Source organism: Streptomyces sp. NPDC090032 (genome assembly GCF_044748025.1).
GTDB lineage: Bacteria > Actinomycetota > Actinomycetes > Streptomycetales > Streptomycetaceae > Streptomyces.
Window position 1 is genome coordinate 17,833 of sequence record NZ_JBIVFF010000019.1, and the last position, 25,623, is coordinate 43,455.

23 protein-coding genes and 2 pseudogenes are annotated in these 25,623 nt (G+C 69.1%); 15 read left to right on the top strand and 10 right to left on the bottom strand.

Annotated elements, in window-relative coordinates; genetic code table 11:
• Positions 1–26: 26 nt before the first annotated feature.
• Positions 27–149 (top strand): hypothetical protein, encoded by a 123-nt coding sequence (locus ACIPWY_RS35660; RefSeq protein ID WP_362908396.1) that lies wholly within the window; start codon positions 27–29, stop codon positions 147–149.
• 59 nt (positions 150–208) lie between these two features.
• Here ACIPWY_RS35660 and ACIPWY_RS35665 read toward each other — a convergent pair whose 3' ends face one another.
• The 3 genes from ACIPWY_RS35665 to ACIPWY_RS35675 form a co-directional block, all read right to left on the bottom strand.
• Positions 209–1,126 (bottom strand): NADP-dependent oxidoreductase, encoded by a 918-nt coding sequence (locus tag ACIPWY_RS35665; RefSeq protein WP_362908395.1) that lies wholly within the window; start codon positions 1,124–1,126, stop codon positions 209–211.
• 495 nt (positions 1,127–1,621) lie between these two features.
• Entirely contained in the window at positions 1,622–2,464 is an 843-nt protein-coding gene (locus ACIPWY_RS35670) for a hypothetical protein (protein ID WP_362908394.1), read from the bottom strand.
• 971 nt (positions 2,465–3,435) lie between these two features.
• The gene (locus ACIPWY_RS35675) at positions 3,436–4,170 is read right to left on the bottom strand and encodes a helix-turn-helix domain-containing protein (RefSeq protein ID WP_362908393.1); all 735 of its coding nucleotides are present in this window, start codon (positions 4,168–4,170) and stop codon (positions 3,436–3,438) included.
• A gap of 325 nt (positions 4,171–4,495) precedes the next feature.
• Here ACIPWY_RS35675 and ACIPWY_RS35680 point away from each other — a divergent pair, with 325 nt between their 5' ends.
• Together ACIPWY_RS35680 and ACIPWY_RS35685 are read left to right on the top strand one after the other, a co-directional pair.
• Positions 4,496–5,167 carry a DUF4097 family beta strand repeat-containing protein gene (locus ACIPWY_RS35680; RefSeq protein WP_362908392.1) on the top strand — a complete coding sequence of 224 codons (672 nt, stop codon included), beginning with the start codon at positions 4,496–4,498 and terminating at the stop codon, positions 5,165–5,167.
• A gap of 38 nt (positions 5,168–5,205) precedes the next feature.
• A pseudogene (locus tag ACIPWY_RS35685) lies at positions 5,206–5,489 on the top strand (ABC transporter); the annotation flags it as partial.
• A 606-nt stretch (positions 5,490–6,095) separates the two neighbouring features.
• Here ACIPWY_RS35685 and ACIPWY_RS35690 read toward each other — a convergent pair.
• The gene (locus ACIPWY_RS35690) at positions 6,096–7,565 is read right to left on the bottom strand and encodes an FG-GAP-like repeat-containing protein (protein ID WP_362908391.1); all 1,470 of its coding nucleotides are present in this window, start codon (positions 7,563–7,565) and stop codon (positions 6,096–6,098) included.
• 516 nt (positions 7,566–8,081) lie between these two features.
• Between ACIPWY_RS35690 and ACIPWY_RS35695 the strand changes: the two genes are divergently transcribed.
• The 7 genes from ACIPWY_RS35695 to ACIPWY_RS35725 all read left to right on the top strand — a co-directional run bounded on the left by ACIPWY_RS35695 (position 8,082) and on the right by ACIPWY_RS35725 (position 15,154).
• A complete protein-coding gene (locus ACIPWY_RS35695) occupies positions 8,082–9,122 on the top strand; it encodes a sigma-70 family RNA polymerase sigma factor (protein ID WP_401536571.1) in 1,041 nt (346 codons plus the stop codon).
• A 113-nt stretch (positions 9,123–9,235) separates the two neighbouring features.
• Positions 9,236–10,432 (top strand): NAD(P)/FAD-dependent oxidoreductase, encoded by a 1,197-nt coding sequence (locus ACIPWY_RS35700; RefSeq protein WP_401536573.1) that lies wholly within the window; start codon positions 9,236–9,238, stop codon positions 10,430–10,432.
• 167 nt (positions 10,433–10,599) lie between these two features.
• Entirely contained in the window at positions 10,600–11,208 is a 609-nt protein-coding gene (locus ACIPWY_RS35705) for a TMEM175 family protein (protein WP_401536576.1), read from the top strand.
• A 76-nt stretch (positions 11,209–11,284) separates the two neighbouring features.
• Positions 11,285–12,694 carry an alpha/beta hydrolase family protein gene (locus ACIPWY_RS35710; protein WP_401536578.1) on the top strand — a complete coding sequence of 470 codons (1,410 nt, stop codon included), beginning with the start codon at positions 11,285–11,287 and terminating at the stop codon, positions 12,692–12,694.
• 294 nt (positions 12,695–12,988) lie between these two features.
• Entirely contained in the window at positions 12,989–13,219 is a 231-nt protein-coding gene (locus ACIPWY_RS35715; RefSeq protein WP_362908386.1) for a hypothetical protein, read from the top strand.
• A gap of 226 nt (positions 13,220–13,445) precedes the next feature.
• Positions 13,446–14,357, top strand: coding sequence for an enoyl-CoA hydratase/isomerase family protein (locus ACIPWY_RS35720; protein WP_362908385.1), 912 nt, complete (start codon positions 13,446–13,448; stop codon positions 14,355–14,357).
• A gap of 401 nt (positions 14,358–14,758) precedes the next feature.
• Positions 14,759–15,154 (top strand): PPOX class F420-dependent oxidoreductase, encoded by a 396-nt coding sequence (locus ACIPWY_RS35725; protein ID WP_401536581.1) that lies wholly within the window; start codon positions 14,759–14,761, stop codon positions 15,152–15,154.
• Positions 15,155–15,287: 133 nt separating this feature from the next.
• On the opposite strand, the gene ACIPWY_RS35730 is transcribed toward ACIPWY_RS35725, so the two are convergent.
• Positions 15,288–15,425 carry a hypothetical protein gene (locus ACIPWY_RS35730; RefSeq protein ID WP_362908383.1) on the bottom strand — a complete coding sequence of 46 codons (138 nt, stop codon included), beginning with the start codon at positions 15,423–15,425 and terminating at the stop codon, positions 15,288–15,290.
• Between the two features lie 242 nt (positions 15,426–15,667).
• Between ACIPWY_RS35730 and ACIPWY_RS35735 the strand changes: the two genes are divergently transcribed.
• Positions 15,668–16,456, top strand: coding sequence for a nucleoside/nucleotide kinase family protein (locus ACIPWY_RS35735; protein ID WP_401536584.1), 789 nt, complete (start codon positions 15,668–15,670; stop codon positions 16,454–16,456).
• Positions 16,457–16,956: 500 nt separating this feature from the next.
• On the opposite strand, the gene ACIPWY_RS35740 is transcribed toward ACIPWY_RS35735, so the two are convergent.
• Positions 16,957–18,093, bottom strand: a complete 1,137-nt coding sequence (locus tag ACIPWY_RS35740) for a PQQ-dependent sugar dehydrogenase (protein WP_362908381.1) — start codon at positions 18,091–18,093, stop codon at positions 16,957–16,959.
• A gap of 324 nt (positions 18,094–18,417) precedes the next feature.
• Entirely contained in the window at positions 18,418–19,059 is a 642-nt protein-coding gene (locus tag ACIPWY_RS35745) for a helix-turn-helix domain-containing protein (RefSeq protein ID WP_362908380.1), read from the bottom strand.
• 212 nt (positions 19,060–19,271) lie between these two features.
• On the opposite strand from ACIPWY_RS35745, the gene ACIPWY_RS35750 reads away from it, so the two are divergent.
• From ACIPWY_RS35750 to ACIPWY_RS35760, 3 genes are all read left to right on the top strand, one after another.
• Positions 19,272–19,643, top strand: coding sequence for a DoxX family protein (locus ACIPWY_RS35750; protein WP_362908379.1), 372 nt, complete (start codon positions 19,272–19,274; stop codon positions 19,641–19,643).
• A 63-nt stretch (positions 19,644–19,706) separates the two neighbouring features.
• Positions 19,707–20,738, top strand: coding sequence for an LLM class flavin-dependent oxidoreductase (locus tag ACIPWY_RS35755; protein ID WP_362908378.1), 1,032 nt, complete (start codon positions 19,707–19,709; stop codon positions 20,736–20,738).
• An 81-nt stretch (positions 20,739–20,819) separates the two neighbouring features.
• Positions 20,820–21,494 carry an NADPH-dependent F420 reductase gene (locus ACIPWY_RS35760; RefSeq protein WP_362908377.1) on the top strand — a complete coding sequence of 225 codons (675 nt, stop codon included), beginning with the start codon at positions 20,820–20,822 and terminating at the stop codon, positions 21,492–21,494.
• Between the two features lie 34 nt (positions 21,495–21,528).
• Here the strand turns inward: ACIPWY_RS35760 and ACIPWY_RS35765 are convergent, their stop codons facing one another.
• On the bottom strand, positions 21,529–21,705 hold the full coding sequence (locus ACIPWY_RS35765) for a hypothetical protein (protein WP_362908376.1): 177 nt from the start codon (positions 21,703–21,705) through the stop codon (positions 21,529–21,531).
• Positions 21,706–22,140: 435 nt separating this feature from the next.
• Positions 22,141–23,298, bottom strand: a complete 1,158-nt coding sequence (locus ACIPWY_RS35770) for an NAD(P)/FAD-dependent oxidoreductase (protein WP_362908375.1) — start codon at positions 23,296–23,298, stop codon at positions 22,141–22,143.
• Between the two features lie 436 nt (positions 23,299–23,734).
• On the opposite strand from ACIPWY_RS35770, the gene ACIPWY_RS35775 reads away from it, so the two are divergent.
• Positions 23,735–24,415, top strand: a complete 681-nt coding sequence (locus ACIPWY_RS35775; RefSeq protein WP_362908374.1) for a hypothetical protein — start codon at positions 23,735–23,737, stop codon at positions 24,413–24,415.
• A 238-nt stretch (positions 24,416–24,653) separates the two neighbouring features.
• Here ACIPWY_RS35775 and ACIPWY_RS35780 read toward each other — a convergent pair.
• Positions 24,654–25,351, bottom strand: a pseudogene (locus tag ACIPWY_RS35780) (SDR family NAD(P)-dependent oxidoreductase).
• Positions 25,352–25,623: the final 272 nt, after the last annotated feature.

The window sequence follows — 25,623 nt, forward strand, 5'->3', positions numbered from 1 at the left end:
AGGACACCGCCGACGGGATCGTCGAGGTGTTCCGCAAGCTGGCGCACGACGACGGAAAGTGCGTGATCCTGGTGACCCACTCCCGTGAGGTCGCCGACGCCTCCGACGAGGTGGTCCGGCTCAAGCGCGGCAGACTCATGACGACCTGATCCGGCGCACGCAGCATGTGGGAGGGCTCGGGCTCCCTGATCAGCGGGGAGCCCGAGGCCTACGGCCGGAGAACGATCTTGCCGTGGGTGTGGTGCCGTTCCAGCTCACCGAACGCGTCTCGCACCCGCTCCAGCGGGTAGGTGTGGGCGATCGGCACTCTCAGCTCCTCGCGCGCGGCGAGCCGGGCCAGCTCGCCGAGCACGACCGCGCACGCCGCCGCACCTTCTCCGTACGTCCCTGCTCCGACCTTGGCCGCGGCCTGCCAGTCGCTGATCGTGTTGATCCGTTCGGGCCGTACGCCCAACTCCACTGCCAGTTCCACGTAGCCGTCGCCGAACGTGTCGATGAACGCGTCGACGTTCCCGCCGGAAGCCTGCCGGATCCGGTCCGCCACGCCCTCGCCGTACGCCACCGGGACAACCCCACGATCCGTCAGCCAGGCGTGGTTCGGCTCGCTCGCCAGCCCGATCACCGTGGCGCCACGCCGCCGCGCGAGCTGCACGGCAAGAGACCCGACGCCGCCCGCCGCACCGGACACGACGACCGTGTCGGCAGGTTCGGGGTCCACCGCGAACACGGTGGCGTACGCGGTCGTGCCGGCCACGTACAACGACCCTGCCACGTCCCAGGACAGCCCTTTGGGACGGGAGACCACGTTCACGTCGTCGACCACAACGAACTCCGCATGACTCGCCCTGCGATGGGTGAAGCCCAGCACTTCATCGCCCACCGCGAAGCCGCGTACGTGCGGACCGATCTCCGCCACGACGCCGGCGAGATCGCTGCCCTGCCCGGAAGGGAACGTCGCAGGCCAGCGTTCGTGCAGCGCGCCCGTGCGGATATGTGCCTCGCCCGGCTGGATCCCGGCCGCGTGGACCTCGACCAGCACCTGCCCGGGGCCGGGCACCGGCCGTTCCACCTCCTCCACCCGCAGTACATCGATCCCGCCGTACTCGTGGAACCGCACCGCCTTCATCAGGTGATCACCGCTCTCCTCGTTCGTACAGGGCTTGGACGGCCACGCGCCGGATGGCTACATCGACCGTGCCATCGCACCCAACGGCTGGGCGACAGAGGGGTATTCCCCCAGAGCGTCGCCGATGGAGAAGCGGTCCGCGGCGACGTCAGCCTCGCCGGCCGCGCACCTGTGACCTGACGTCCACGGTGCAATCCGAGCACGCCGGAATTCGGTCGAGCGCTGTTGGCTTCCCACCACGTTGCGCTGATCGCGGCTGGGACGCGACCCCGTTCGATCCAAGAGCAGGCTGTCCGGGACGAGCGGGGCGTGCAGCCGGCTGCTGAGGACGGCGACGACGCTGCTGTTGGTCGTGGGCGGGGTTCGTCTTGGGGTGTCCAGCGAGAAGCCCTGGTTTCCGTGGATGCGCTTGAACGGAGGGGCCGTTGGCCGGCTTCGCGGAGTTCCATGCACCGCGGCTGTGACGCTGAACTCGGCGTGACCCGGCCTACGAGCCTATGGGTGTTCGCCGAGTTGGAGGACGCCGGCGAGGGAGAAGCACAGAGCTCCGGTGAGGGTGCCCCAGTTGGCGATGTCGGCGTTGACGAGACTCTCGGTGGCCGGGCAAGTGTAGGCAGCGAGCGCTGAGACCATGAAGAGGGCCGAGCCCAGCTGGTTCACGGCGACGATCCACCAGCCAAGGCTGTCCAGGCGGAGGCGGGGCCGGCCATGGCAGATCTCGACCAGCCCCAGGTGGCCTGAGACCAGGAAGAGCGAGCAGCCGATCACGTCGGGCGCCCAGATCAGCCGGTTGACCTGCTGGACGTTCAGGCCTTCCAGGAAGGAGTCCAGAAGATCGACGGCGAAGACGAGGGTGCCCGCGAACAGGACGAAGGTGCTCAGCCAGTCCACCCGCATCGGTTCGTAACTCCACCACCGCCAGTGGGGGGTGACCAGTTGGCCTTCGCCGCCGCCCACGTGGCGGGGCGCATTGATCACCTGGAGCAGCGAGACGTACCCGCCCGTGTTGAAGAACAGGCCGCCGGCGAAGTAGATCGAGGCGCACTGGGTGGCGTCTCCGGAGCCGAACTGTGCGAAGGCCGCGCCGGCGGCGAAGAACGCCCCGCCGATGACGAAGGCGGTCGCCGCGATGGCATTGAGTCTGCCGAGGCGGGCCATGGCAACGGCGTCCGCACTGTTGTGCCGAGTGGTCCCCGTGCCGGGAGGACGGACGGCTAGTACCCCGCGTCGGCGCGCGAGCCTGGACTCCCATACAGCGGTGCCGCCGCCGGGCGGGTGCCAGGTGAGCCGGGTGATGAACGGTCCTGCGCCATCGGCGCGCTGCACAGGTTGTCCCACAGGCCGAGCTTAGAGATTCAGGAAGGGCCGGGAGGCGGGCGAAACGCCGTCCTGCCGAGCCGTCGCTGCAGCTTGGGGGTGAGCCATGGTTCCTGACCGGCCCGTCCTCGGCGGCGGGGTGCGGGGCTCGGGCGATAACGGCCGCACTCTCCAGGGCCTCGGCCTCGGCCTCAGCGGAGCGCCCACGCTCCTCAGCAGACCAGTACAGCGGCACACCACCGGGAACCGACGACTGCCCCTCCCCCGCCCGGACACGGGCGCAGACGCAGGTGCGGAGAGGGCGACCCCCCAGACGACCGCTCGTAGCTCGACCGGACGCTGAGAAGTCACTCGATCGTCCGTCCAGGCTCCACTCCGGTGGCGGCGTTCCTTCACTCAGTTTCCACCGACCCGAAAGCGTCGTCGAAACGGTGCGCTCGGTCTGTCCGCTCAAGGTGGACTTGAGGGTGACGTGCATGGTCGGAGTGCCGCCGAACGAGAAGGCTCAAGTCGCGAGGGTGGCAGGCCTCGGCCGGGCGGAGGCGGCTTCGGGGTGCTGATCACCGGCGGGGGCGTGAAGCCCGACTCCCGCGCGGCGACCAGGGAGTTTGCGGCACAGCAGGGAGTGCAGCGGATGATCGACAGTACGTCGACGGCACCGTTCGACGCCTACGTGCGACGGGAGTTCGAGCCCCGGATCCGGTAAGCCGCCTCCAAGGGGTGACGGCCATGGGGGCCCAGGCGTTGATCCCGGCACCTCCTCACCTCGAACAGCACCAGCACCAGCACAGCCCCGACCTGACGCAGCATTACGAGGTTCCGTCCGGTCGTCACGGGCGGAGTCAGAGCCGGATCACTCATTGCGGCGGTGACGGTGCCGTGCAAGAGAACATGCCCATTGGTCGTACCTCGTGGCCACAGCCCGGAAGCTGTTGAGCCGGTTGGCCTGCGCGCCGGCGAAGACGACTAGGTGTCTGCGGTCTGAGGGCGGCTCAGGTAGTGCTGTCCTTCGGTGGTTCGGGTTGGGTATGGAGGATGTCGCGGGCCTGTTCCGCCGCGCGCGCGATGCTTTCGGAGACGAAATCGAGGAACCGGGCGATGTTCTCCAGACGGGTCGCCGCCGGAGTACCCGACCCGAGAACGCCGACACCCTGCCGCGCGATGTCAACCATGTGGGCGGTGGATCGGGCGGAGGCCATCATCGACTGGTACATGATGTCGTTGTCCACGACATAACGCTCACGGCGGCGTTCATCGCGCTCCCGGCGGACCATGCCCTGACTCTCCAAAAACGCGACCGCCTTGGAGATGGACGCAGGACTGACCTGCAGACGCTGGACGAGTTCGGCCGCGGTCAGACTGCCCGTGTCGGTGAGGGTGAGACAGGACATCACCCGGGCCATCATCTTCGGCGCGCCCGACTGTATGAGAACCGTCGTGAACGTCTCCTCATACGCGCGCACCGCCTCGGCATCACGCCCATGAGCCTGCGCCGGCGCGCCCGGGTCACGGGGCGCTGCCGGCTGCTTGCGGCGGGAACGCTGTTCCGTCGCACGGTGGGCGAGGTCCGCACGGTAGGCGGTCGGGCCGCCGTTACGCATCACCTCACGCGTGACCGTCGACGTCGGACGCGCCAGGTTTCTGGCGATCTCGGCATAAGCCAAGCCATCGGCCAGCCCCAGCGCGATCTGCTGACGCTCCTGCTGGGTAAGTCTGCCTCCCGGCATTGCGCTCCCCTTCTCCTTCACAACCCTGCGCCGACCCCGGCACCCATCCGCGGCATCCGGCGTTCGGACCCGGCAACCGTGCCCAGAGGCCGGCATTCGCGTCCGGCATCCGTGACCGATGTCCGGCGGGTCGACTATAGCGTTCACTCTCATATCATTGCAACGAACAGGGGTGTGACCCGTTGCGTTAGAGCCCAGATCATTGCAATGAAATCCCTGCAACTACCTGTACTTATAGGGTTCTTGCACAACAAGGGTATTGCTCGATCATTGAATGCAACGTAGCGTTTCGTCCATCAGAAACCACGGATTCAAGGAGCACACCGTGCAGAAGTTCGACACCCCCTCCCCCGTCACCGCCGTCCTGGACATCCCCGCGGGACGCATCCAGTTCATCGCCGCCGACCGCGCCGACACCACCGTCGAGATCCTGCCCGCCGACAAGTCCAAGAGCCGCGACGTGAAAGCGGCCGAGCAGACCACGGTCACCTACGCCGACGGTGTTCTCCGGATCGAGGCGACGGCTTCGAACAACCGGATCCTGGGCAACTCCGGATCCGTCGAAGTGACCGTCCAGCTGCCCGCCGGCTCCCGCGTCCAGGCGAAGACCGCCGCCGCCGAAGTGCGGGGCGTGGGACGCCTCGGCGACGTCACCTTCGAAGGCGCGCAGGCCTTGGTCAAGCTCGACGAGACTGCCGGCGCCCGCCTCACCCTTCAGGCCGGCAACATCCTCATCGGCCGCCTGGGCGGTCCCGCGCAGATCAGCACGCAGAAGGGCGACCTGGACATCACCGAAGCCACGAGCGGCACGGTCGAACTGCGCACCGAATCAGGCGACATCACCATCGGCGCCGCCCGCGGCACCTCCGCCACCCTCGACGCCGGCACCACCTACGGCCGCATCCACAACACCCTGAAGAACACCGAAGGCTCCACCGCCGGCCTCAACATCCAGGCCACCACCGCCCACGGCGACATCACCGCCCGCAGCCTCTGACCGCCCGCAGTCTCTGAGGAGCAGTCAGCAGGACGAACCTGGCCGTCGCGGCGAACAGACTGGGCAAGTCCTACGGCGACAAGCCCGTCCTCGACGGCATCGACCTGGCCGGCCCCGAGGGAACCATCCTCTCCCTCGGGCCGAACGGCGCCGACAAGACCACCGCCGTCAAGATCCTCTCCAACCTCCTCGCACTCGACCCGCCTCCGGCGAGACCCGCGTCGGCGGCCACCACCTCACCGCCCATGCGCAGACCGTGGGGGCCGCGATCGGAGTCACCGGACAGTTCTCCGCCGTCGACGGCCTCGTCACCCGCGACGAGGTCAGCAGTCGGGCCTGGCGCGATCTGCTCCTTGAACCGCGCCCGACACACCCCGCACAGAACAGGGCCTTGCTCCATCAATGCGTGCCTGACTTGCGACCCGCGTGGCGGCCGGCATCGCAGACAATGGCGAACCGGCCGCCGGCCCATGGCGTGCGCTGGGGACTGGCCGAGCGGATGGTCGCCTCATCTCAGCGGGGCCGAGATCGGGCACGGCATGTGGTTCGAGGAATGCTGGTTCGGCCAGAGTGTCAGGCTCCACGGAGCTGCGACCCGGACGATCGAGATCAAGGCCAGCCAACTTCCGGGACGCAACCTGACCTCGAACATGGAGGGCGCCTCCCCACCCGCAAGCGGCCCGGCAGGATCCGGCGGACCGAGTCCGCCCAAGGACCTCCTGGACGGACCCGTTGAGCGTGAGCTCGCGCTCTCAGGACTGTGGCCTCCGGCCACGGCACGCCCCCCCCAAGCTGACCGCATCGAGGGCTTGCCCTCACATCCCGCGACCAGGTAGGAGCTGATCATCCATCGTCCACCACTTCGAAAGGTCTTCCACGGCGGGGCGGGCCAGCGCTGTGCGGGGGGGGGCAACGTCGGTGGGCGCACTCAGCGGCTGCTCAGCGGCTTGCCGTACTTCTGAGCCGTGGAGAGGTCCGGGAGGCCGAGCGTGCGAGGTGAGAAGGCTGTCGAGCCGCCGGCCGAGCCGCTGCGGAGGAGCCATGCGGCGCCCAAGGAGGCGTTCTCCCCGGGGGATCCGACGGTGACATCCGGTACACCGTCGGCGTTGCCGTCACCCGAGGCGACCGCCGCGCCGAAGGCGTCCCCCGCCTCGGCGACGCCCGGGACGCCGGGCGTGTCCTGATTCCAGGCAACGGACCTGGCAGCACCCCCTGCGTCGAGCAGGCCCTGAGCGCCGCCGTAGAGCAGCCAGGCGGCACCCGCCCCCGCTTTGCTTCCGATGGCCTCCCCAGGAGCGCCGGCAATCAGGTCGTCGCGGCCGTCGCGGTTCACGTCGGTGACGGCGAGTGAGGCGCCGAAGCGGTCGCCGTCCTCGGCCACGCCCGGGACGCCCGCCGTGTCCTGGTTGAGGGTCTGGGCGCGACTGCCGAACGAGCCGCCCGCGGGGCCTCCGTAGTGGATGTGGATGCCGCCTCCCTGGGCGAGCTTCTCGGGGCCGCACGGGTCGTCGATGTTCTCGTCGGCGATCTCTCGGCATTCGCCGAGCGCCAGGTCGTCGTGGCCGTCGCCGTCGAAGTCGCCGGCGGCCAGGGCGGTCACGCCGGCGTTGTCCGTGTTCCAGAAGTTGGCCATCTCGGCCCGGTCGGCGTCCCACTTCCACAGGCGTACGTGGGACTGCGTGTTGGGATTGCCCGCGGTCCAGTACGCCACGGCCAGGTCCCCGATGCCGTCGCTGTCGAAGTCGCCGGTGGCCAGGACGGGGGCGCGGCCGCCCATGGGGGCGGCGACGACGGTGGTGACCATGCTGTCTTCGCCCTGGATGACACGGGCGACGACCTTGTCCGTGCCGCCGATCACGATCACCTTGTTGTCGCCGCCGGTCAGGTCGGCTGCCGCGACCGACGTGCCGTACGCGGCCGACGCCGCCGGCCCGGTGAGGACCGTCGACCCCGGTCCCGGCCCGCCCTTCGAGCCGCCTACGGCGATGACCATGCCCGCATCGGTACCGCGGTCGGTGACGTCCTCTCCGGGGACACCGGCGAGCAGTTCCGCGATGCCGTCGCCGTTGAGGTCTGTCAGAGCCACGGAAGCGCCGAAGCGGTCGCCCGCCTCCGGAGTGCCGGGAACCTCGGGAGTGGCCTGGGTGACACGGATGCTTCCGTGGGCGCCGACGCCCCTCGGGCCGCCCCAGACGACGTTCACGTACCCGGCCTTGGCCTTGCCGCCGACGGTCCCGTCCGGGACGCCGACGGCGAGGTCCGCGTAGCCGTCGCCGTTGAAGTCGCTCGTGACGGTAGGGGCTGCGGCAGCGGTGGCGCCGGACGGGAACACGAGCCCGGCGGTGGCCGCGGCGGCGGCTGCGATGGCGTACGTCAGGATGCGGCAGTTGTGTGGCACGGAGGCTCCACTCGGTCGACGGGGTACGGGTTGTCTGGTGTGACCGTCGAAGGGTGCAGCTGGTTGTACGAAGTCCATGGGCGGTGCGAACGCGGAATTGCCTCACCTGGTGGACTGGCGCGAGACCTGCGCTGACCCGTGTTGTGGTGGCCGGCGTCGAAAATGTCGTCGGCGGCGCACTGGAGCCAGTCGCCGAAGACGGTTGGAAGCCCACCGGTGAGATCCTGAACGCCTCTTGGGCTGTCGGCCGGAAGGTGAATGCGTTTCCTCAATCACTGCCCCCCATTGCCGCTCTCGACATCACCCTGGGCGGTGCGCTCGCTGTTGGTGGGCGAGTACGCGGGCCGCGCCTGGCAGGGGCCTCCAACCGGACCCCGGCCGAACACCCTACGTACGCCATCGACTTGGGGTACGAGCACGCGTTGATCGCCGTGCCGGCGAGGTCGACGTTCGCCGATGGAGGTGCCCTTCTCGTGCAGCCGTGGGACCGCGCATCCCGCCCGTTAGGATCCTGGAATGGCTCTGACCCTGAGTGACGTGGACCGGTTCGAGGCGGCCAGGCCCCGCCTTGAGGCCATCGCCTACCGCATGCTCGGCTCGGCGAGCGAGGCGGAGGACGCCGCACAGGAGACCTATCTGCGCTGGCAGGCCGCCGATGTCGAACGCATCGAGGTGCCGGAGGCCTGGCTGACCAAGGTGCTCACCAACCTCTGCCTCAACCAGCTCGCTTCGGCTCGTGCTCGCCGCGAGACCTACGTCGGCCAGTGGCTGCCCGAACCGCTGCTCGAAGGGGACCCGATGCTGGGCCCGGCGGAGACGGCCGAGCAGCGCGAGTCGGTGTCGTACGCCGTACTGGTCCTTCTGGAGCGGCTCTCGCCCAACGAGCGTGCGGTGTACGTGCTGCGCGAGGCGTTCGCGTACTCCCACCGGGAGATTGCCGAGATCCTGGGCCTCAGCGAGGCGGCCAGCCAGCAGATCTTCCATCGCGCGAAGAAGCATGTGGCGCAGGGCAGGGCGAAAGCGGCTTCCGGCGGTGGTGCAGCTGGTGGGGGTGCGGCTGGTGGGGGTTCAGCTGATGGGGCAGCTTTGGGCGGGGCTGCCGACGGGGCACGGGCCGAGATCGACGAGGCGGCCGCGCGTCGTATCGTCGAGGAGTTCCTCGCTGCGGCGACCAGCGGTGAGACCGGGCCGCTGATCAAACTGCTCACCTCGGACGCCATCGCGGTCGGCGACGGCGGCGGGAAGGTGCCGGCCCGGGCCAGCGCCTTCGGGGGTGCGGTCGCGGTGGCGAAGTTCCTGCGCGGGCTGTTCAAGCCGGCCCAGGCCAAGCGGGATCTGGTCGGCGGTTCGCCCGACCTCTACGCCACCACCGCCAACGGGGGCCCCGCGGTCGTCGCGGTGGTCGACGGCCGGGTCTTCGGGATCATGTGCCTGGAGCGGACGCGGGAGGGCATCGTCGCGGTCCGCAGCCAGGTCAACCCGGACAAGCTGGAGCGCGCGACGGAGCGCTGGGCCGCGGGCGATTTCGGTGCTCCGGTCGTGGCCGAAGCCCTCTGAGCCACCATGTGATGCAGGCCACACCCCTCTCCTGTCAGGAATCCGCGGGCTGCCCGGTTCAGGGGGTGTGACCGGCCAGAAGGCGCCGGATCCGCGCAGACAGGAGCAGGCAAATGCAGCACCGCATCATCGTCCTCGGCGCCGGCTACTCCGGAGCGATCGCGGCCGGCCGGCTCGCCAAACGGCTACGCCGCAAGGACGCCGCCATCACCCTCGTCAACGCCGAACCCGACTTCGTCGAGCGGGTCCGGATGCACCAGCTGGCCGTGAGCCAGGAGCTGAAGTCGCGCCCACTGCGTGAGATGTTCTCGGGCACGGGGGTCGAGCTGAAGCTGGCGAAGGTCACGACGATCGACGTGGACCGCAAGACGGTCGCCGTGGAGAGCGCCGACGGCTCGGAACGACTGTCGTACGACACCCTCGTCTACGCCCTCGGCAGCGGATGGAACGCAGGCGGCGTCCCTGGCGTCGCCGAGCACGGCCACCAGATCGCGGGCCGTCCGGGTGCGCTCCGGCTGCGAGAGCGCCTGGCCCAGCTCGCCGAGGGCGAGACGGTGGTCGTCGTGGGTGGCGGACTGACCGGACTGGAGTTCGTCACGGAGGTGGCCGAGGCCCGCCCGGACCTCGACGTCGCGCTGGCCGCGCGCGGCGACCTGGGCGACTGGCTCTCCGCGAAGGGCCGCGCACACCTGCGCAAGGTCACCGACGGGCTCGGCGTCACGGTGTACGAGAACGCCTCGGTGGCCACGGTCGAGGCGCACCGGGTCACGACCACGGACGGCCGGACCATTCCGGCCGCCGTCACCGTCTGGACCACGGGCTTCGCGGTGCACCCGCTGGCGAAGGCCACCGGCCTCGAACTCGCGGACACCGGCCGCATCGTGGTCGACGCGACGATGCGCTCGGTCTCGCACCCGGACGTGTACGCGATCGGCGACTCCGGCCATGCCCTGGGCGCAGGCGACAAGCCACTGCGCATGTCCTGCGCCTCGGGCGCCCCCATGGCCTGGCAGGCCGCCGACTCCATCGCGGCCCGTCTGACCGGCACCAAGCTGCCGAACGCCCCGCTCCGCTACTTCAACCAGTGCATCTCGCTCGGCCGCAAGGAGGGTCTGATCCAGTTCGTCACCGCCGACGACCGCTCCGTGGACCGCGCCTTGGTCGGCCGCTTCGCGGCCCGCTACAAGGAGTTGGTCTGCAAGGGCGCGGCTTGGGCTGTCGCCAACCCGACGCTGGGCATTCCGGTACGACGGCGGCGGTTGGAGGCCGACCGAGTTGCGTCGAAGGGGACGGCAGGGGTGGCGGCCTGAAGCACGCACCACCTTGCGCACGTCGGGAAGACTCCAAAGCAAGTGAGGGTCATGGCAGCCCGGGCGCGGCCTACAGAGGTTTTTCGGGCCGTGCGCCACGGGCTACGAGCGGACGACACGTGCCTGGTTGGCCCCGCCTTCAAAGGGCGGGTGCTACGACAGGTTCCATGAACGAAAATGAGGGGCGGCCATTCGTCCCACCCGAGGTGGATCGCGTATCGAAGGACAGGATGCTCGCTCTCACCGACGGCGTGGTGGCCATCGCCATGACGTTGCTCGTGCTGGACATCAAGCTGCCCGAGGGCCTTCGCGGGGCGGAGCTGCACCGGGCACTGGATGAAGCTCAGTCCCAGGCGGGCGCCTTCCTGCTGAGTGCGGTGGTGATCGCGCTGTTCTGGCGCGCCCACCACGCGGCGCTGCGGCACGCGGGGCCGATCGACTCGTACCTGTTCTGGCTCAACGTGGCGTTCCTGCTACTGGTGTCGTCGATTCCTTTTCCCACCAAGGTTCTTGAGGACTACGGCGACCAGTTCCTCGGTCCCGGTTTGTACGGGGCCGTCATCGGCACGGCCGCACTGGTGCTGTATGCGATGGACCTGCACACCAGCCGCTCCGCCGGCGCGCCCTGGCGCCGCGTCCCGCTCCCCGCTCAGGCCGTGGTGTTTCTGCTCTCGGTGGGGATCGCGCGGGTCTCGCCCACCGCTGCGATCTACAGTTGGGCCGCCGCCGTGCCTCTTTCCATGGTGGCCGCCCGGATCGCGGCACGCGGTCGCTGACCGGATGTTCCAGCTGGGGGGGAACGTGCTGTGTCGTGCCGGGAGGTGCGGGCGGCGCGCCTTACGGTCAGCTGGCATGACGCATGAATCGCAGGACGCATCCCACCTGAGCCGGCGCACCGCGCTCGCCGGGCTCGTCGGTGGGGCCGGGGTAGCACTGGCCACCGGTTGCACCTCCTCGAACGGAACCTCCGCACAAGGGGTCGCGCCCAGGCCCACGGCATCGGCCACTGGCTCGTCGGCGGGTGCCACGCCTGGGGTGATGACGCTCTTCCGGGACCCGGCGTTCAACTTCAGTGGCCTCTGGGCCCTCGGCGGGGCCGGGTTCGGCGGCAGCGAGGTGGGCGAGGTGCTCACTGCCGTGAACACGATCAACAAGGCCGGCCTCTCCTCGCAGACGTACGTCGAGACCTTCAAGAAGCTCGGCGACCAGCTGATGAGCGCGCCCGAGGGCAGCAAGCCCGACCGGCAGGCCAGGCGCCTGCGCGCACTGCGGGCGGCGCAGTACTACGCCCAGGCTCTGTTCTTCGTCCTCGGCTCCGACACCCCCGAGAGCGAGGAAGCGCTGTACAGGGCCGGTCGCGGTGCCTGGGACACATTCTGCGAGCTGTGCGACCCAGCACCGGTGACGGCGGACATCCCCTACGGGAAGACCCCGCTGCCGGTGTGGCTCTTCCGCCCGGACGACTCCGGCAAACAGCGCCCCACTGTGATCCTCACGAACGGCAGCGATGGACAGAACGTTGACATGTGGGCCTATGGCGTCTCGGCCGCCCTGGAGCGTGACTGGAATGCCCTCGTGTACGACGGGCCGGGCCAGGGACAATTGCTCTTTGTGAACCGGGCGGTTTTCACACCGCGTTGGGAGAAGGTCGTCACACCGCTCGTCGACTGGCTGGTCGCCCGTCCCGACGTGGACGCCGGCAGGATCGCCCTGACTGGGCTGAGTATGGCGGGCAACCTGGCCCCCCGGGCCGCGGCCTTCGAGAAGCGCATCGCCGCGCTGGTGGCGATGCCTGGATGCCTGGAACCCTGGCTGGGCTTCCCGCAGGAGATTCGGGAGATCCTCACCCCGAACAAGGAGCAGACCAACAATATCTGGAACAAAGAGGTCGTCCCCGAGCTGCCTGCGGCTGCTGCCGCGACGATGAAGAAGCGCTTCGAGCCCTTCTCCGTCCCGGCGATGCTCGCTGCCCGCCAGGGCAAGGTCTTCACGGACTTCTACACCCCCGCCAAAAGCATCGAGGCACTGACCGTCACGAGCGTGGTAGGCCGCATCACGATGCCCACCCTGGTCCTTGACTACGAGTACGAGCAGTTCTATCCCGGGCAGCCGCGGACGATGTTCGACAAGCTGACGTCCCCCAAGGACTACGTGAAGCTCACCGCGGCCACCGGCGCACAACTGCACTGCTCCCCGATGGCCCCGCAGCAGCACTGCGACGTCGTCTTCGACTGGCTGCAAGAGACGCTGCCGGGACGCTGACAGCCATGTTGCAGCCGCTCGCCGAACGGGCGATCGGCGAGATCAGGCGGCCGAGCAGCAAAGACAGGCCTTCCGGCGGTACCGGCACCGGCTCACTCCAGTGCCGGGACGGCGACGGGAGGACGGCCTTGCCCAGCGGGTGGTCGTGTTCCAGGTGGGTGAAAGCCGCACGGGCCTCGGTCAGCGGCTGGGCACCGCGGGCTCGGAACTGCGCCCATGGGCTGACGTGCAGCCCGCCGGGAGCCGCTCCGCAGACCTGCGCCGCCGGGGCCATCGCTCCCTCGGGTCCGAAGGATGACCACCGTGGCGGCGCCCGAGCCCCTGCCCGAGGAGGAGCGCGCACCACTCTGCCGCAGCCGCCACCGACGGCAGGTCCTGCGGGTTCACTTCCATCTCGACCAGTTCCAGCACCAGTACCTGTTGTTCGAGCAACTCCTCCTGCTCGTCGAAGACATCACGCCCCACCCCAGGCCTATCCACTCTGTCACCCAGGTAGCTGACGGTGAACCGGGTGATCTCACCTGACGCCAGGCCGGTGTCGACCCGATGCTGAGACTGTTGGTCTTGGGTGATGGCTCCGAAGGGGTCCGAAGGGGTCGCTCAAGGACAGTCGTCCGCAGCCATGTCGTGGCTGACAGTTCTGGGTCCTGGATGAGGTCATGCTCTGCCTGGAGCAACTGCTGAGGTCGGGCTTCGACAGATGGAGCGGCAGTGGCGGGAGATCGCCGCGCGCCGGTCGTGCTGTGGCTCGATGAGCGCCAGCTTCGACAGCCGGACAGCCGGGTTTGCCACGGGCCGTGAAGTGCGCCGAGAGGAAGAGAACATGACCGACTCCTACGAAACGATCAGCACCAGGCTGGACGGCAACGTCCTGTACGCCACCTTCAACGCCCCGCCGATCAATCTCATCGGTCCCGAGGTCGTCCGTGACCTGGTCGATCTGCTCGAGGAGCTTTCCCAGTCGGTGACCACGCGGGTGGTGGTCTTCGACAGTGCGGATCCCGACTTCTTCTTCCCGCACGTCGACCTGACCAAAGTGCCCGAATACACCGCTGAAGCCGCGAGAGCCGGGGGCCCGGGCGACGCCTCCCTGGGGATGCTGTTCCTCAAGCTCAGCGAGATGCCGGTGGTGACCATCGCCAAGTTGCGCGGCCGTGCACGAGGGGCGGGCAGCGAGTTCCTGCTCGCCTGCGACATGCGCTTCGCCTCCCGGGAGAACGCTGTCCTGGGCCAGCCCGAAGTCGGCATCGGCACCCCGCCCGGCGCGGGAGCTATCCAGCACCTCACTCGCCTGCTGGGCCGGGGCCGAGCACTCGAAGCCGTGCTGACGTCGGCCGATTTCGGTGCCGAACTCGCCGAACTCTACGGATGGATCAACCGCGCGGTGCCCGATGCCGAGCTGGACGAGTTCGTAGCCGGCCTCGCCGCGCGCATCGGGGACTTCCCCCGCGATGCGCTGATCACGGCCAAAGCCGCCATCAATGGCATCAGCCTGCCAACTCCGGTCGCCCTGCGCGCGGATGCCGCCCTGTTCCAGCAGCTGGTTCGGGGGGAGGCGGCACAGCAGCGCATGGCAGCACTGTTCAAGCGGGGCTTCCAGACCCGTGGCCGTACCGAGCTCGACCTTGGTGACGCCCTGGGCGACTTCGAGGCCGTCGACTGATGACATCACGATGACGCATACGTCGGTGCAGCCCACCTCGATGATGTGTGGAGGAAGAGATCGCGTTCGTGTGACTCGGGCACCGTGCCGTCGAAGCCGCCGGGTGTCCCCGGTTCTCCGCGCGGATTCATGACCGGCGCGGCACCTGCGTGCGGACGTTGCCGCATCGGTGGCTCCTCTTGAGCGCCGCCGCCTGACCATGTGAACCGCGCCGGGGGCAGGACGGCGAGGACGGCTACCGATGCCTGTGCCCAACCCCCTGACGTTCAACCAGCCCAGCTCGTACGGCAACCGGACATCAGCCCTCGATGCCCTTGTGGGCCACGAGAGCCGTGGTGGCACGAGAGCGGGAGGTTCTGATTGGGTGTGCGTTCCGGCGTCACACGAGAAAGTTGCCCGACATGACATTGCCTAGTGAACTGACCGACGTCCTGGGCGGCCCGGCCATCTGCTTCCTGACGACCCTCATGCCGGACGGTTCGCCGCAGATCACCCAGACCTGGGTCGACACCGACGGGGACCACGTCGTCATCAACACGGTGACCACCCATCAGAAGATGAGGAACATCCACCGTGATCCGCGCGTCGCCGTCGCCATCGCGGATCCGGCCGAGCCCTCACGCTACTGGGCGATCCGCGGCCGCGTCGTGTCGTCCACGACCGAGGGCGCCGAGACACACATCGACAAGGTGGCCCACAAGTACCTCGGCGGACCATATCCCTGGTTCGGTGGGCGCGATCAGGAGCGCGTCATGCTCACCATCACCGCCGACAAGGTGCACTCGCCGCGCGGATGAGCCACTGACAGATCGCATCCGCCCCCGCAGGCCCCCGCCCGACCGGCCCACCACCCCAACCCCCGACTAACTGCAACCAACCACCAGAAACCAGTGCCACTTGACCGAGCGAGCGGAGGAACGTCAGTGCCGGCTACGCCTTCCGCGACGAGTCGGCGATCTTGTCCAGTTGGCGCATCGCCTCGGCATGGGCGCTCATCCGCCTGCTCAGGCAGCCGTTCGCGAAGAGCGCCACTCCGATGACCAGCACCAGTTGGAACAGCACCACCATGCAGCCGCAACGTCTGGCCGGCACCATCTCGGCGACGTAGACCGGCAGGATCTGCCCGCTGCTCCCGCCGCCATGCCGGCACGGTCCTTGGAGATCATGTGGCTGCGCACGCCGCGAACACAGGCCGGGATCCCCTTGATCAGGTGCCCTCTGGATTGCCCACGCGTGCGCACAGCCAGGTAAGACGCCGATGAGACACCTACGACGCAGTTCAATGTCACCTGGAAGCCACGATGTCCAGGTTGGACGCACCGGAGGTCCCAGTGACGCACTCCCCTCACCCCCAGACGACCGGTCGGGACGCCGCCGACACCCCTGAAGAGACATCCGTCACCAATCTCCGTCAACGTGCGCGTGCCCTTGCCGCATCAGGACAGCGCGCGATTCTGGGGATCGTCGGGGCACCCGGCTCGGGAAAGTCCACCCTCGCCGCCCGTCTGGTCGCCGAGCTCGGCCCGCGTACAGCCGTCGTGGTTCCCATCGACGGCTTCCATCTGGCCAACAGCGAACTGGATCGGCTCGGCCGCCGGGAGCGCAAGGGAGCACCGGACACCTTCGACGTCGCGGGATACACAGCGCTTCTTCAGCGGCTGCGCGATCCCGCCGAAGACGGCGTGTACGCACCGGAGTTCCGCCGCGAGATCGAGGAAGCGGTGGCCGGCGCCATTCCGGTCCCGGCTGACGTACCCCTGATCATCACCGAGGGCAATTACCTCCTGCTCGACGAAGGCGATTGGGCGTCCGTCAGAACGTTCCTCGATCAGGTCTGGTTCCTGGCCACTGATCACGAGACGAGACTGCAGCGGCTCATCGAACGGCACGTGGCCTATGGCAAATCCCCCACGCAGGCCCGCGCTTGGTCTCTCGGCAGCGACCAGGACAACGCCGACCTTGTCAGCGCCACGATGCCCCGAGCCGACCTCGTACTCTCTCCGCCGCCCCTGGGCCACGTGCCGCACTCGGACCAGGACACCTCCGTTCGGCCCGAGGCCGAGATGCCGGGTGAGGCTGCCCCAGCCACAAAGAAATAGAAGTGACCTGGACACTCGGCCTACTTGAGCAGCCAGCGGCTCCCGCGCGTTCTCGTACGTGTCCAGGGACTCCTGGTCCTCGGTCGGAGGGTTCCCACCAACAGGATGCAGTGGACCACCTGCATGTGCAGTTCGATCAACTGCCCATTGGTCAGGCACACTCAGCTCACGCATGGTGCCCTCGCTGATCACGTGGGCCGCATGGGCTGGTCGGCCGCGGCGGTCAGTAGCCCTCGCGCGAGGGCCAGGTCCCCGTGACTTCAACGGTGAGTGCGGTCAGTTCGCGTTCGGACAGCCCTTGCTTGGGGCCGAGGCGTCATGCCCGGTGCCGCGCTCGTCACCGTCCCGCTGACGACGCCGGTGAATCACCCCGGACAGCGCACCTGACGGATGTGCCCCTGGCCGTCGACGAGATCCACCGGCAGCCGTGCGCCGTCCGACTCCCAAGGGGGCGCAAGTCGGACGGCGCGGCGCTCATACGGTCTTGCGCGCCCGGGCCACTACGCCGGGTCGATGCGGGAGATGCCGCCGCCCAGCGCGAGCACGTACAGCTCGCCCTTGCAGCCCTGCACGAAGGAGATGACCTCGCCGCCGTTGACACCGAGGTCGTTCACTCCGGTCACCTTGCCGTTCTCCAACTGCAGGGAGCGGACGGTGCCGTCGCAGTAGTCGCTGAACACATACTGGCCCCTGAGGTCCGGGATCGCCTTGCCGCGATAGACGTATCCGCCGGTCACCGAGCAGCCGAGGCCGGTGCGGTCGTACTCGTGGATCGGGGGAACATGATTCGCCGGCTCCACCCCGCCCCTGAAGGGATGAGTGCCCTCCATCTGGGACCAGCCGTAGTTCTCACCGCCCTTGCTGCTCGCCGGCGCCCAGTCGATCTCCTCCCAGTCGCTCTGGCCGACATCACCGATCAGCAGATCGCCGGTGCCCGCGTCGAAAGAGAACCTCCAGGGGTTGCGCAGACCGTACGCCCAGATCTCGCCCCTCGCGTCCGGGTCGCCGACGAACGGGTTGTCCGACGGAATCGCGTACGGCGTGCCGCCGCGCGGGTCGATCCGCAACAGCTTGCCGAGCAGCGTGCCGAGGTTCTGGCCGTTGCCGTGCGGGTCGCCGCCGGAGCCGCCGTCGCCGAGCGCGATGTAGAGATAGCCGTCGGGGCCGAACTTGATGTCGCCGCCGTTGTGGTTGTCGTAGGGCTGCGTCTGGGTGAGGACGGTGCGCCGGGTGTCCGGCAGGAGCTTGCCGTCAGACACGGCGAACTCGTCGACGGTGCTGGTGCCTTCGAGATTCGTGAACGAGATGTAGAAGTGCGTGAACTGCTTGTCGAACGCGATGCCCAGCAGGCCGCGTTCGCCGTCGGTGGTGGTCTCGGCGGAGATGTCGAGCACAGGTTGGCCTAGCCCTTGATCGCCCAGGACCCGGATCGTACCGGCCCGTTCGGCTATCCAGACGGTGCCTCCGGGACCGGCGGTGCCCGCGGTCGGGTTCTGCGCGGTGGCCACGTTCGTGAGCGTGACTTCCGCGGCCCGCGGCTGGGCCTCGCGCTGGTCCGCGGATGCCGTCGTCAAAGCGAGGGAGGCGACGAGACAGATGGTGCCGATGATCGCAAAGCTCTTCGTGCGAACTTTCACCGTGATCCTCCTGGAGGCGGCGAATGGGGGCACCCGGCTGCTCAGGGCAGTGTTGGGTCAGCGTCGCCCGCGCCAGCACGCAACCTGGGTGGGGGGAAGGGATACCACTGGCACGGATGAGAATACCGAGGCGCACGCTTTTGGTATAGACCATGAATTGGCGACGGCCCGCGCTTCACGTTCCCGGATGCGCCACGCGCCGGTCGGCGTCCAAGTAGGCCTCGGCCATGGGAACTTGAGCTTCAGCCCGATGCCCGCCCAGGCCGATCCCCTCCAGAGCGAGGCCCGCGCCAGACCTGACTCACTCAAGCCGGAGCGCGCGCTTCAAGGCCGGTGGCAGACCCGCTCGACCAGCGTCTGCCAGCCTGCCCCCAGCGGGCGGGCTCGGCGCTGGAAGGCGGCGTCGGACTCGGCATCCGTTTCCGGGCCGCTCCCCGGCAGCGCCAGGAAGATCATGAACGGGCCTTCGAGGGCGCTGGTGAGCTGGACGGTCAGGCTGTCGAGGTCGGCGACACCGGTGTCCGCCCCGCCCAGCAGCATGCGGATGTGAGCCTGGGTGAACATGCTGCCACCCTCGGCCGGGACGGGCCGGTGCCGATCCAGGGCGGCACGGACGATCGTGACGTGGTCGAGGAGGTAGGCGATACGGGCCCGGCCGTACGCGACCAGCCGCTCGAGAGGGGCCGCGCCGGGGCCGAGTGGGGGCGGGCCGGCCAGAACCTGGCGCTGGAAGGCGTGTTCGTCGTCGTCGAGCAGGGCGTGGAAGATCCCGGCCCGGGTGCCGAAGCGGCGATAGACGGTGCCCTTGCCCAATCCGGCACGCTCGGCGAGGCCGTCCATGGTGACCTTGTCCGCTCCCAGCTCGGCGACCATCTCGCGGGCCGCGGCCAGCAACTGCTCACGGTTGCGAGCGGCGTCGGCACGTTCGGTGCGGGGTCGTCCCAGGGGCAGCGGCGATCGTTCCATCCGGCAAATCTATCTCCGCCCGGCCACCCGCCCGACTACCCGTCCGGCATTCGTCCAGCCAACGGGAATATAAACGGGGTGAAGTCCGCTTATGCTGTCCGAGGCTCGCCACCTGACCCACGCCCCAGGCTCTGCGCCCCCGTGCGCAGGCCTCCGTGCGCGGCACCGGCTGCCGGGCCACGTCCCCTCCCGTCACACGAAACGGACCCGTCATGAACGTCTTCCTCTGGATCCTGCAGGGCCTGCTCGCCGCCACGATGCTCGCCGCGGGCGGAGGCAAACTGGCCCAGCCCTACGAGAAGACCGCCGAATCCATGGCGTGGGCGAAGAGCTTCAGCGCCGGCCAGGTGAAGACCATCGGGGCACTGGAGGTGCTGGCCGCACTCGGCCTGATCCTCCCGGCCGCCACCGGCATCGCCACCGTGCTCACGCCGCTCGCGGCCGTCGGCGTCGCGCTGATCATGATCGGCGCAGTCGTCACCCACGCCCGCCGCAGTGAATGGCCCAACGTCGGCATCAACGTCGTCCTGCTCGTCATCGCGGCCGTGATCGCCTGGGGCCGCTTCGGCCCGTACGCCTGGTAGATCCCCGAACCCTCACTCCACCCTCCCCCCCTCCCCCGTGCCTCCACAGAACCGGAGCCCACCATGTCCGATGTGCTCTTCGGCCTCGACACCTTCGGCGACGTCCCGCAGGACGACGAAGGCCGTCCCGTCTCCTTCGCCCGCGCGATCCGGCAGGTCGTGGACGAGGCCGTGCTCGCCGACTCCATCGGTGTCGACGCCCTCGCGCTCGGCGAGCACCACCGCCCCGAGTACGCCGTCTCCACGCCGGAGACGGTGCTGGCCGGCATCGCCACCCGCACCGAGCGGATACGGCTCGCCTCCGGTGTCACCGTGCTCAGCTCGGACGACCCGGTCCGCGTCTTCCAGCGGTTCGCCACACTCGATGCGCTCTCGAAGGGCCGCGCCGAGATCATCCTGGGCCGGGGTTCGTTCACCGAGTCGTTCCCGCTCTTCGGCTACGACCTGACCGACTACGACGTGCTCTTCGAGGAGAAACTGAACCTGTTCGTCAAACTGCTCGACGAACAGCCGGTCACCTGGGAAGGCACCAAGCGGGCCCCGCTCAAGGACGCCGACGTCTTCCCGAAGACCGAGTCGGGGCGCTTGCCCACCTGGGTCGGCGTCGGCGGCTCCCCGGAGTCCGTCATCCGCACCGCGCACTACGGACTGCCGCTCATGCTCGCCATCATCGGCGGCGACCCGACGCGCTTCAGCCGCTACATCGACCTCTATCGGCGCGCCTCCGACCAGTTCGGAACCACCGCGCACCCCGTCGGTATGCACTCCCCCGGGTTCATCGCCGACACCGACGACGAGGCCCGCGCCCTGCACTGGCCGCACTACAAGGTCATCCGCGACACGATCGGAGCACTGCGCGGCTGGCCGCCGGTCACCAAGAGCGAGTACGAGGCGGAGATCCTGCACGGTTCGTCGTACGTCGGCTCTCCCGAGACCGTCGCCCGCAAGATGGCAGCCAGCATCAAGAACCTCGGTGTCGGCCGCTTCGACCTCGTCTACACCAGCGGTGCGCAACCGGTCAGCGCCCGGCTGCGGGCGGTGGAGCTCTACGGCACGAAGGTCGTGCCGATGGTCCGAGACATGCTGGCCGATTGACCTGGAGGTCATTTGGCCCGGCGGCCCTTGGACAGGCTGACCGACTGACCGACCGGCTCATCGCCACCGAGGAGGATTCCCATGAGCGCACAGCACCCCCGCACGATCGGCATCCTGGGCGCGGGCAAAGTGGGTACCGTGCTGGCCCGCCTCGCCGTTACGGCCGGGTACCGCGTCCTGATCGCGGGCTCGGGCGACCCCGGGCGCATCGCGCTCACCGTCGAGGTCCTGGCCCCCGGCGCCGAGCCCGTCACCGCCGAACGGGCCGCCACCGAGGCGGACTTCGTCATCCTCGCCCTGCCGCTCGGCAAGTACCGCAGTGTTTCCGCGGAGGCGCTGCACGGCAAGCTCGTCGTCGACGCGATGAACTACTGGTGGGAGGTGGACGGAATCCGTGACGACCTCACCGACCCGGGCACCTCCTCCAGCCGGCTCGTCCAGGCCCACCTGCCCGGCTCCCGCGTGGTGAAGGCCTTCAACCACATGGGCTACCACGATCTGGAGGACAGCGCCCGACCCGATCTGCCCGCCGGCGCGCCCGGCCGCCGTGCCATCGCCGTCGCGGGCGACGACGCCCGGGCCGTGGCCTCCGTCGCCGCGCTGGTGGAAGCCCTCGGTTTCGACGCTGTCGATGCCGGAACGCTCGCCGACGGTGTACGCCTGCAACCCGGCACCCCCGTCTTCGGTGCGAACACTTCGGCGCCTCGGCTTCGGGAACTGGCAGCGGTGCAGGCGAGCGGTTCCGAGGCCGCGTAGGACCACGGCGGAGTGGTCAGTGACCACGGAGCCGTCAATGATCCGGGCCAAGGGCGGCCTCGAGGGCGCCGAGGACGCCGAGCCGGGCGAGAATCACGCTTCCGGACGGGTAGCAGTCGAAGCGCTTGATCTTGCCGTCCGTCAGCTCGAACACCTCGCAACAGGGGGCGTCCATCCGGTTCTCGGTCGGCTTCAGCGTCCCGCCGGCCATGCTCAGCGGGCCGTTGTGAGGATCTGCGGATCTGCTGACGTTCTATGAGTCGGTCGGGGAGGTCGTGCTGCCGGACGTGGGCAACGGCTACGTCGTCCACTCGGCGCGCGATGTCCTGCACAGGCTCGCAGAGGAAGGGCCGGTCTTCGTTCCGGAAGCCGATGACCCCTTGGGGTTCCGGAAGCCGATGACCCCTTGGGATGGTGATCGCCTCGAACGGTGGTGGCCTCCTCTACGTCGCCGACTGGGGTGGCGCGATCCACCGGTCTCGGTCTGCATCCCTGGAGGACGCGGAGTTCGACAGGGTTGCCGACGACCTGCCGCAGTTCCTTGATCACATCCGTCGTCGCGTCGTCAGAGCAACTCATTCATTCGCGCCGGGACAGTCCGGGCGCGAGGAACCGGCGGACGGGGCCATGTTCTGGCGGTGGGCGGTCAGGAAGGCTGGACTTCGTCGAAGAGGGCGAGGGCTTCGGAGGGGTCCGGGCTCACGAGGCGTTCCAGACCGGACGTCGTGATGTTCGCCCACCTGCCGGCCCGTGCCCACATCTGTTCCTCGAAGGCGCGGACGGCCTCGTCCAGGTCTCCAGGGCCGACGGCTGCGATGGACTCGGCGAGTTCGGCGCCTTCCAGCATCGCGAGATTAGCGCCCGCACCCAACGGAGGCATCAGGTGGGCGGCGTCGCCCAGTAGCGTCACCCCCGAGACGTGGGCCCAGGTGTGGGACACGGGAAGGACGTAGAGGGGGCGGTGGACGAAAGCTGTGCCGTGGCGGAGGAGGTCGAGGACAGGCGCGGCCCAGCCGTCGAACAGAGCCAGCAGGCTTGATCGCACGGCCTCGACGTCGTCCAGGCCCAGGCCCACGCGCTGGTTCAGGTCCCCATGCCGATCCGGGTTCGTGTGCCGGTCCAGCGGCGCGCGGAACTGGGCGTAGACCTTGACGTGGCCGCCGCTGTTGCGTTGGGCGACGAGCGCGCGGTTCACGCCGTAGGCAGCCATGGAACCGTCGCCGACCAGCCGGGCGAGCTCGGGGTGGCGGGTGTCGACGTCGTCCAGGGAGGTCTCGACCAAGGTGACACCGGTGTACTGCGGGGTAGCGGACGAGACCGCCGGGCGGACCCGGGACCAGGCACCGTCCGCGCCGATCACGAGGTCGAACACCTCCTGTCGCCCGTCCGCGAAGTGGACCAGCACGCCGTCCCGGCTCTCCGGCACCACCTCCGTCACGACTCGCCCCCATTGAACGTCCAGAGGTCCGAGCAGCAGGTCACGGAGTTGCCCGCGGTCGATCTCGGGATTGGCCATGTCCCCCGGTCGAGGTTGCCAGTCGCGGAGGACGGTCCCGTCCGTGTCCAGGATGCGCATGGCCTGCCCCTCGGGACGGGACAGCCCCTGGAACTGCGCCATCACCCCCGCCTTCTCCAGCGCCAGCTGGCCCAGCCCCTCGTGCAGGTCCAGCGTGCCGCCCGCGGGCCGGGCGTCGCGGGCGGGATCGCGTTCGAGGACGGTGACAGAGTGACCATGGCGGTGCAGGACGCGGGCGAAGGTAAGGCCGGCGGGGCCGCTGCCGATCACGGCGATACGGGGTCTCATGTCGATACAACGTACGGCCCCTCACCCAGCCGGTGCCGCCCGGTCACCGAAACGAAACGACGGCGTGAGCCGGCGGATGGGTGGTCCGCTTCGTGGTCAAGGGTCACCATCGAGAGTCCCCTTCTCAGCATCGGCCAGTCTGGGTGTCCGGGACGGGCCTCCCTGCTCAACACGGACCAGGTGACAGACGGCCGGCCCCGCCGGGCCCACCGAGCCGGGCAATGCGGGGCACCGACGAGCGGGTAGTGACGGTCCGCAGCACGGATTCCGTGAATCCCTTGCGCCGTCCAGGGCTTGGGGGGTGGCATTGTCCTGGGATCGTCCCGCTCTTCACTCTCGACTCACCCGAAGTCCCCAACCACAGAAGCCAGTTGACTGCGCACGGCACCCGGCCGACCGGCGAGGCCGTCGTAGTCACCTCACGGTAGGAGAAGCCATGAGAAAGAGGAGCACCACCCGTCCGCCCCGCCGCGCGGCCCTGATCGCGGCGCTCGCCGCGGCTGCCGCCGCCGTCGGCCTCGCCCTGCCGTACACCGGCGGTGTCCCCGCCGCCCAGGCCGCCGTCCGCAAGCAGGTCGACAGCGACTACACACTGCTGCGCCGCTCCCCCGCCTCGTACGTCATCGGCACCGCCTACCGCGGCTGGACCGTCGACATCCAGGGCGATCCGCAGGGCGGCTACCGCTGGGGCCATATCTACGGCGACCTCAACTCATGTCTGTGGATCTACGACGGCGCGGCCTCCGGCGACGAGGCGCACGCCAATGAGTGCGGCGACCCGGTGACCATGCCTACGTCGGAGTTCACCAACGGCCAGATCGGAGGCGGTACGTCGGACGGTGCCACCGTACCCACGGTCGCCGGATCGGGCTGCGCCACATACGACGGCAGCCACATCACGGGCTACGGGAACGTGCGCCCGTGGGCGGTGCCCACCACCCCGAGTGCCCCGCTGAACACCCAGGTCGCCATCGGTCAGACGGTGCTGTGGCGCTACGTCAGTCGCGACGGCCGCTACGTGATGGTGCGCGATCCGCGTGGCGGCAGCACCGACGGTGTGGGGCTGCAGAGCTGGTACTTCATCCCGCGCGGCTGCCTGCCGACGACGCTGCCCTGATCCTCCAACACCTTCAGCGGCGGGCGCAACGCGGCGAGACTGACGCCGAGTTCGGCTTGGAGCGCGCCCAGGTCGAACGTTGCCCTCTCGCCGATCAGGCCGATGAACACCCGGTGGGCGATGGCCTCCACGGTCGGCCCGTGAACCCCGCCCCGCACGTAGCCCGACGTGTCCACCTGTCGATCTGTCGTGGTGGACGGCGTCGCCGAGGGCCCGGTCGCGACGGGAACAGCCCCGGCTACGCCGAGGACTTGACGACTGCTCCAGCCCCCGTCGACGTGGAGGCTGGAGCCGGTCACGAACGACGCCTCCGGCGAGGCGAGGAACGCGATGGCGGACGCGACCTCCGCCGGGTCACCGAGGCGGCCGCCGCGGTCTCGGCGGCGCCGGCCACACGCTCGTCCTCGGGCACCCGCTCCCACAGGCCCGTGAGGATCGGCCCCGGCAGCACCGCGTTGACCCGCGCCTGCGGCCCGTACTCGACGGCGAGTTGACCGCTCAAGGAGACGAGTCCGCCCTTGGCCGCCGCGTATGCGGGGTGACCGGGGATGACGTGGTGGGCGTGGACGGATGAGACGAGGACGATGGCGCCGCGCTCCGCCCGCAGGTCGTCCAGACAGGTGCGCACGCCGAGGAGGGCGGCGGTCAGACCGACGGACAACTGCCGGTTCCAGGACGCAGGGGACGTCGCGTGCGCCGGGGCGACCTCGACCTTCACCGCGTTGCTGACCAGGACTCCGACCGGACCGAACGTGCGGGCGGCGGCGAGGACTTGCTGCCGGCTCTCCTCGTCGGCGACGTCTGCGATGACGACGGCGGCCCCCTCGTCGGCGAGACGGCGAGACGGCGCGCGGTGCCCGCGCCGGCTCCCGCCGCGGCGCCGGTGACGACCGCGGTGCGTCCGGTGAAGCGGTCGGCTGAGCCAGGGCCTGTCATGAGCGCTCCTTCTGGTCGGGAACTGCTCGGGATCCGCTCGGGATCCGTATGTGATTTGTTCAGGGATTGTTCAGAACTCGTTCGGGACTGGTTCAGGATTTGTTCGGAACTTGTTTGGGGGCTGCCACGGGCCCGCTCCGGCTCTTGTCCGGTCACGAGCCTTCACAATACTTAGTAATTAATTGATAGTTGAGGCCGTCGACGGTATCGGCGCCCAGGCGGAGCGCCCGCCCCAAGCCACTGGCAGTAACAGTGGCAGCGGTTTTGGCACT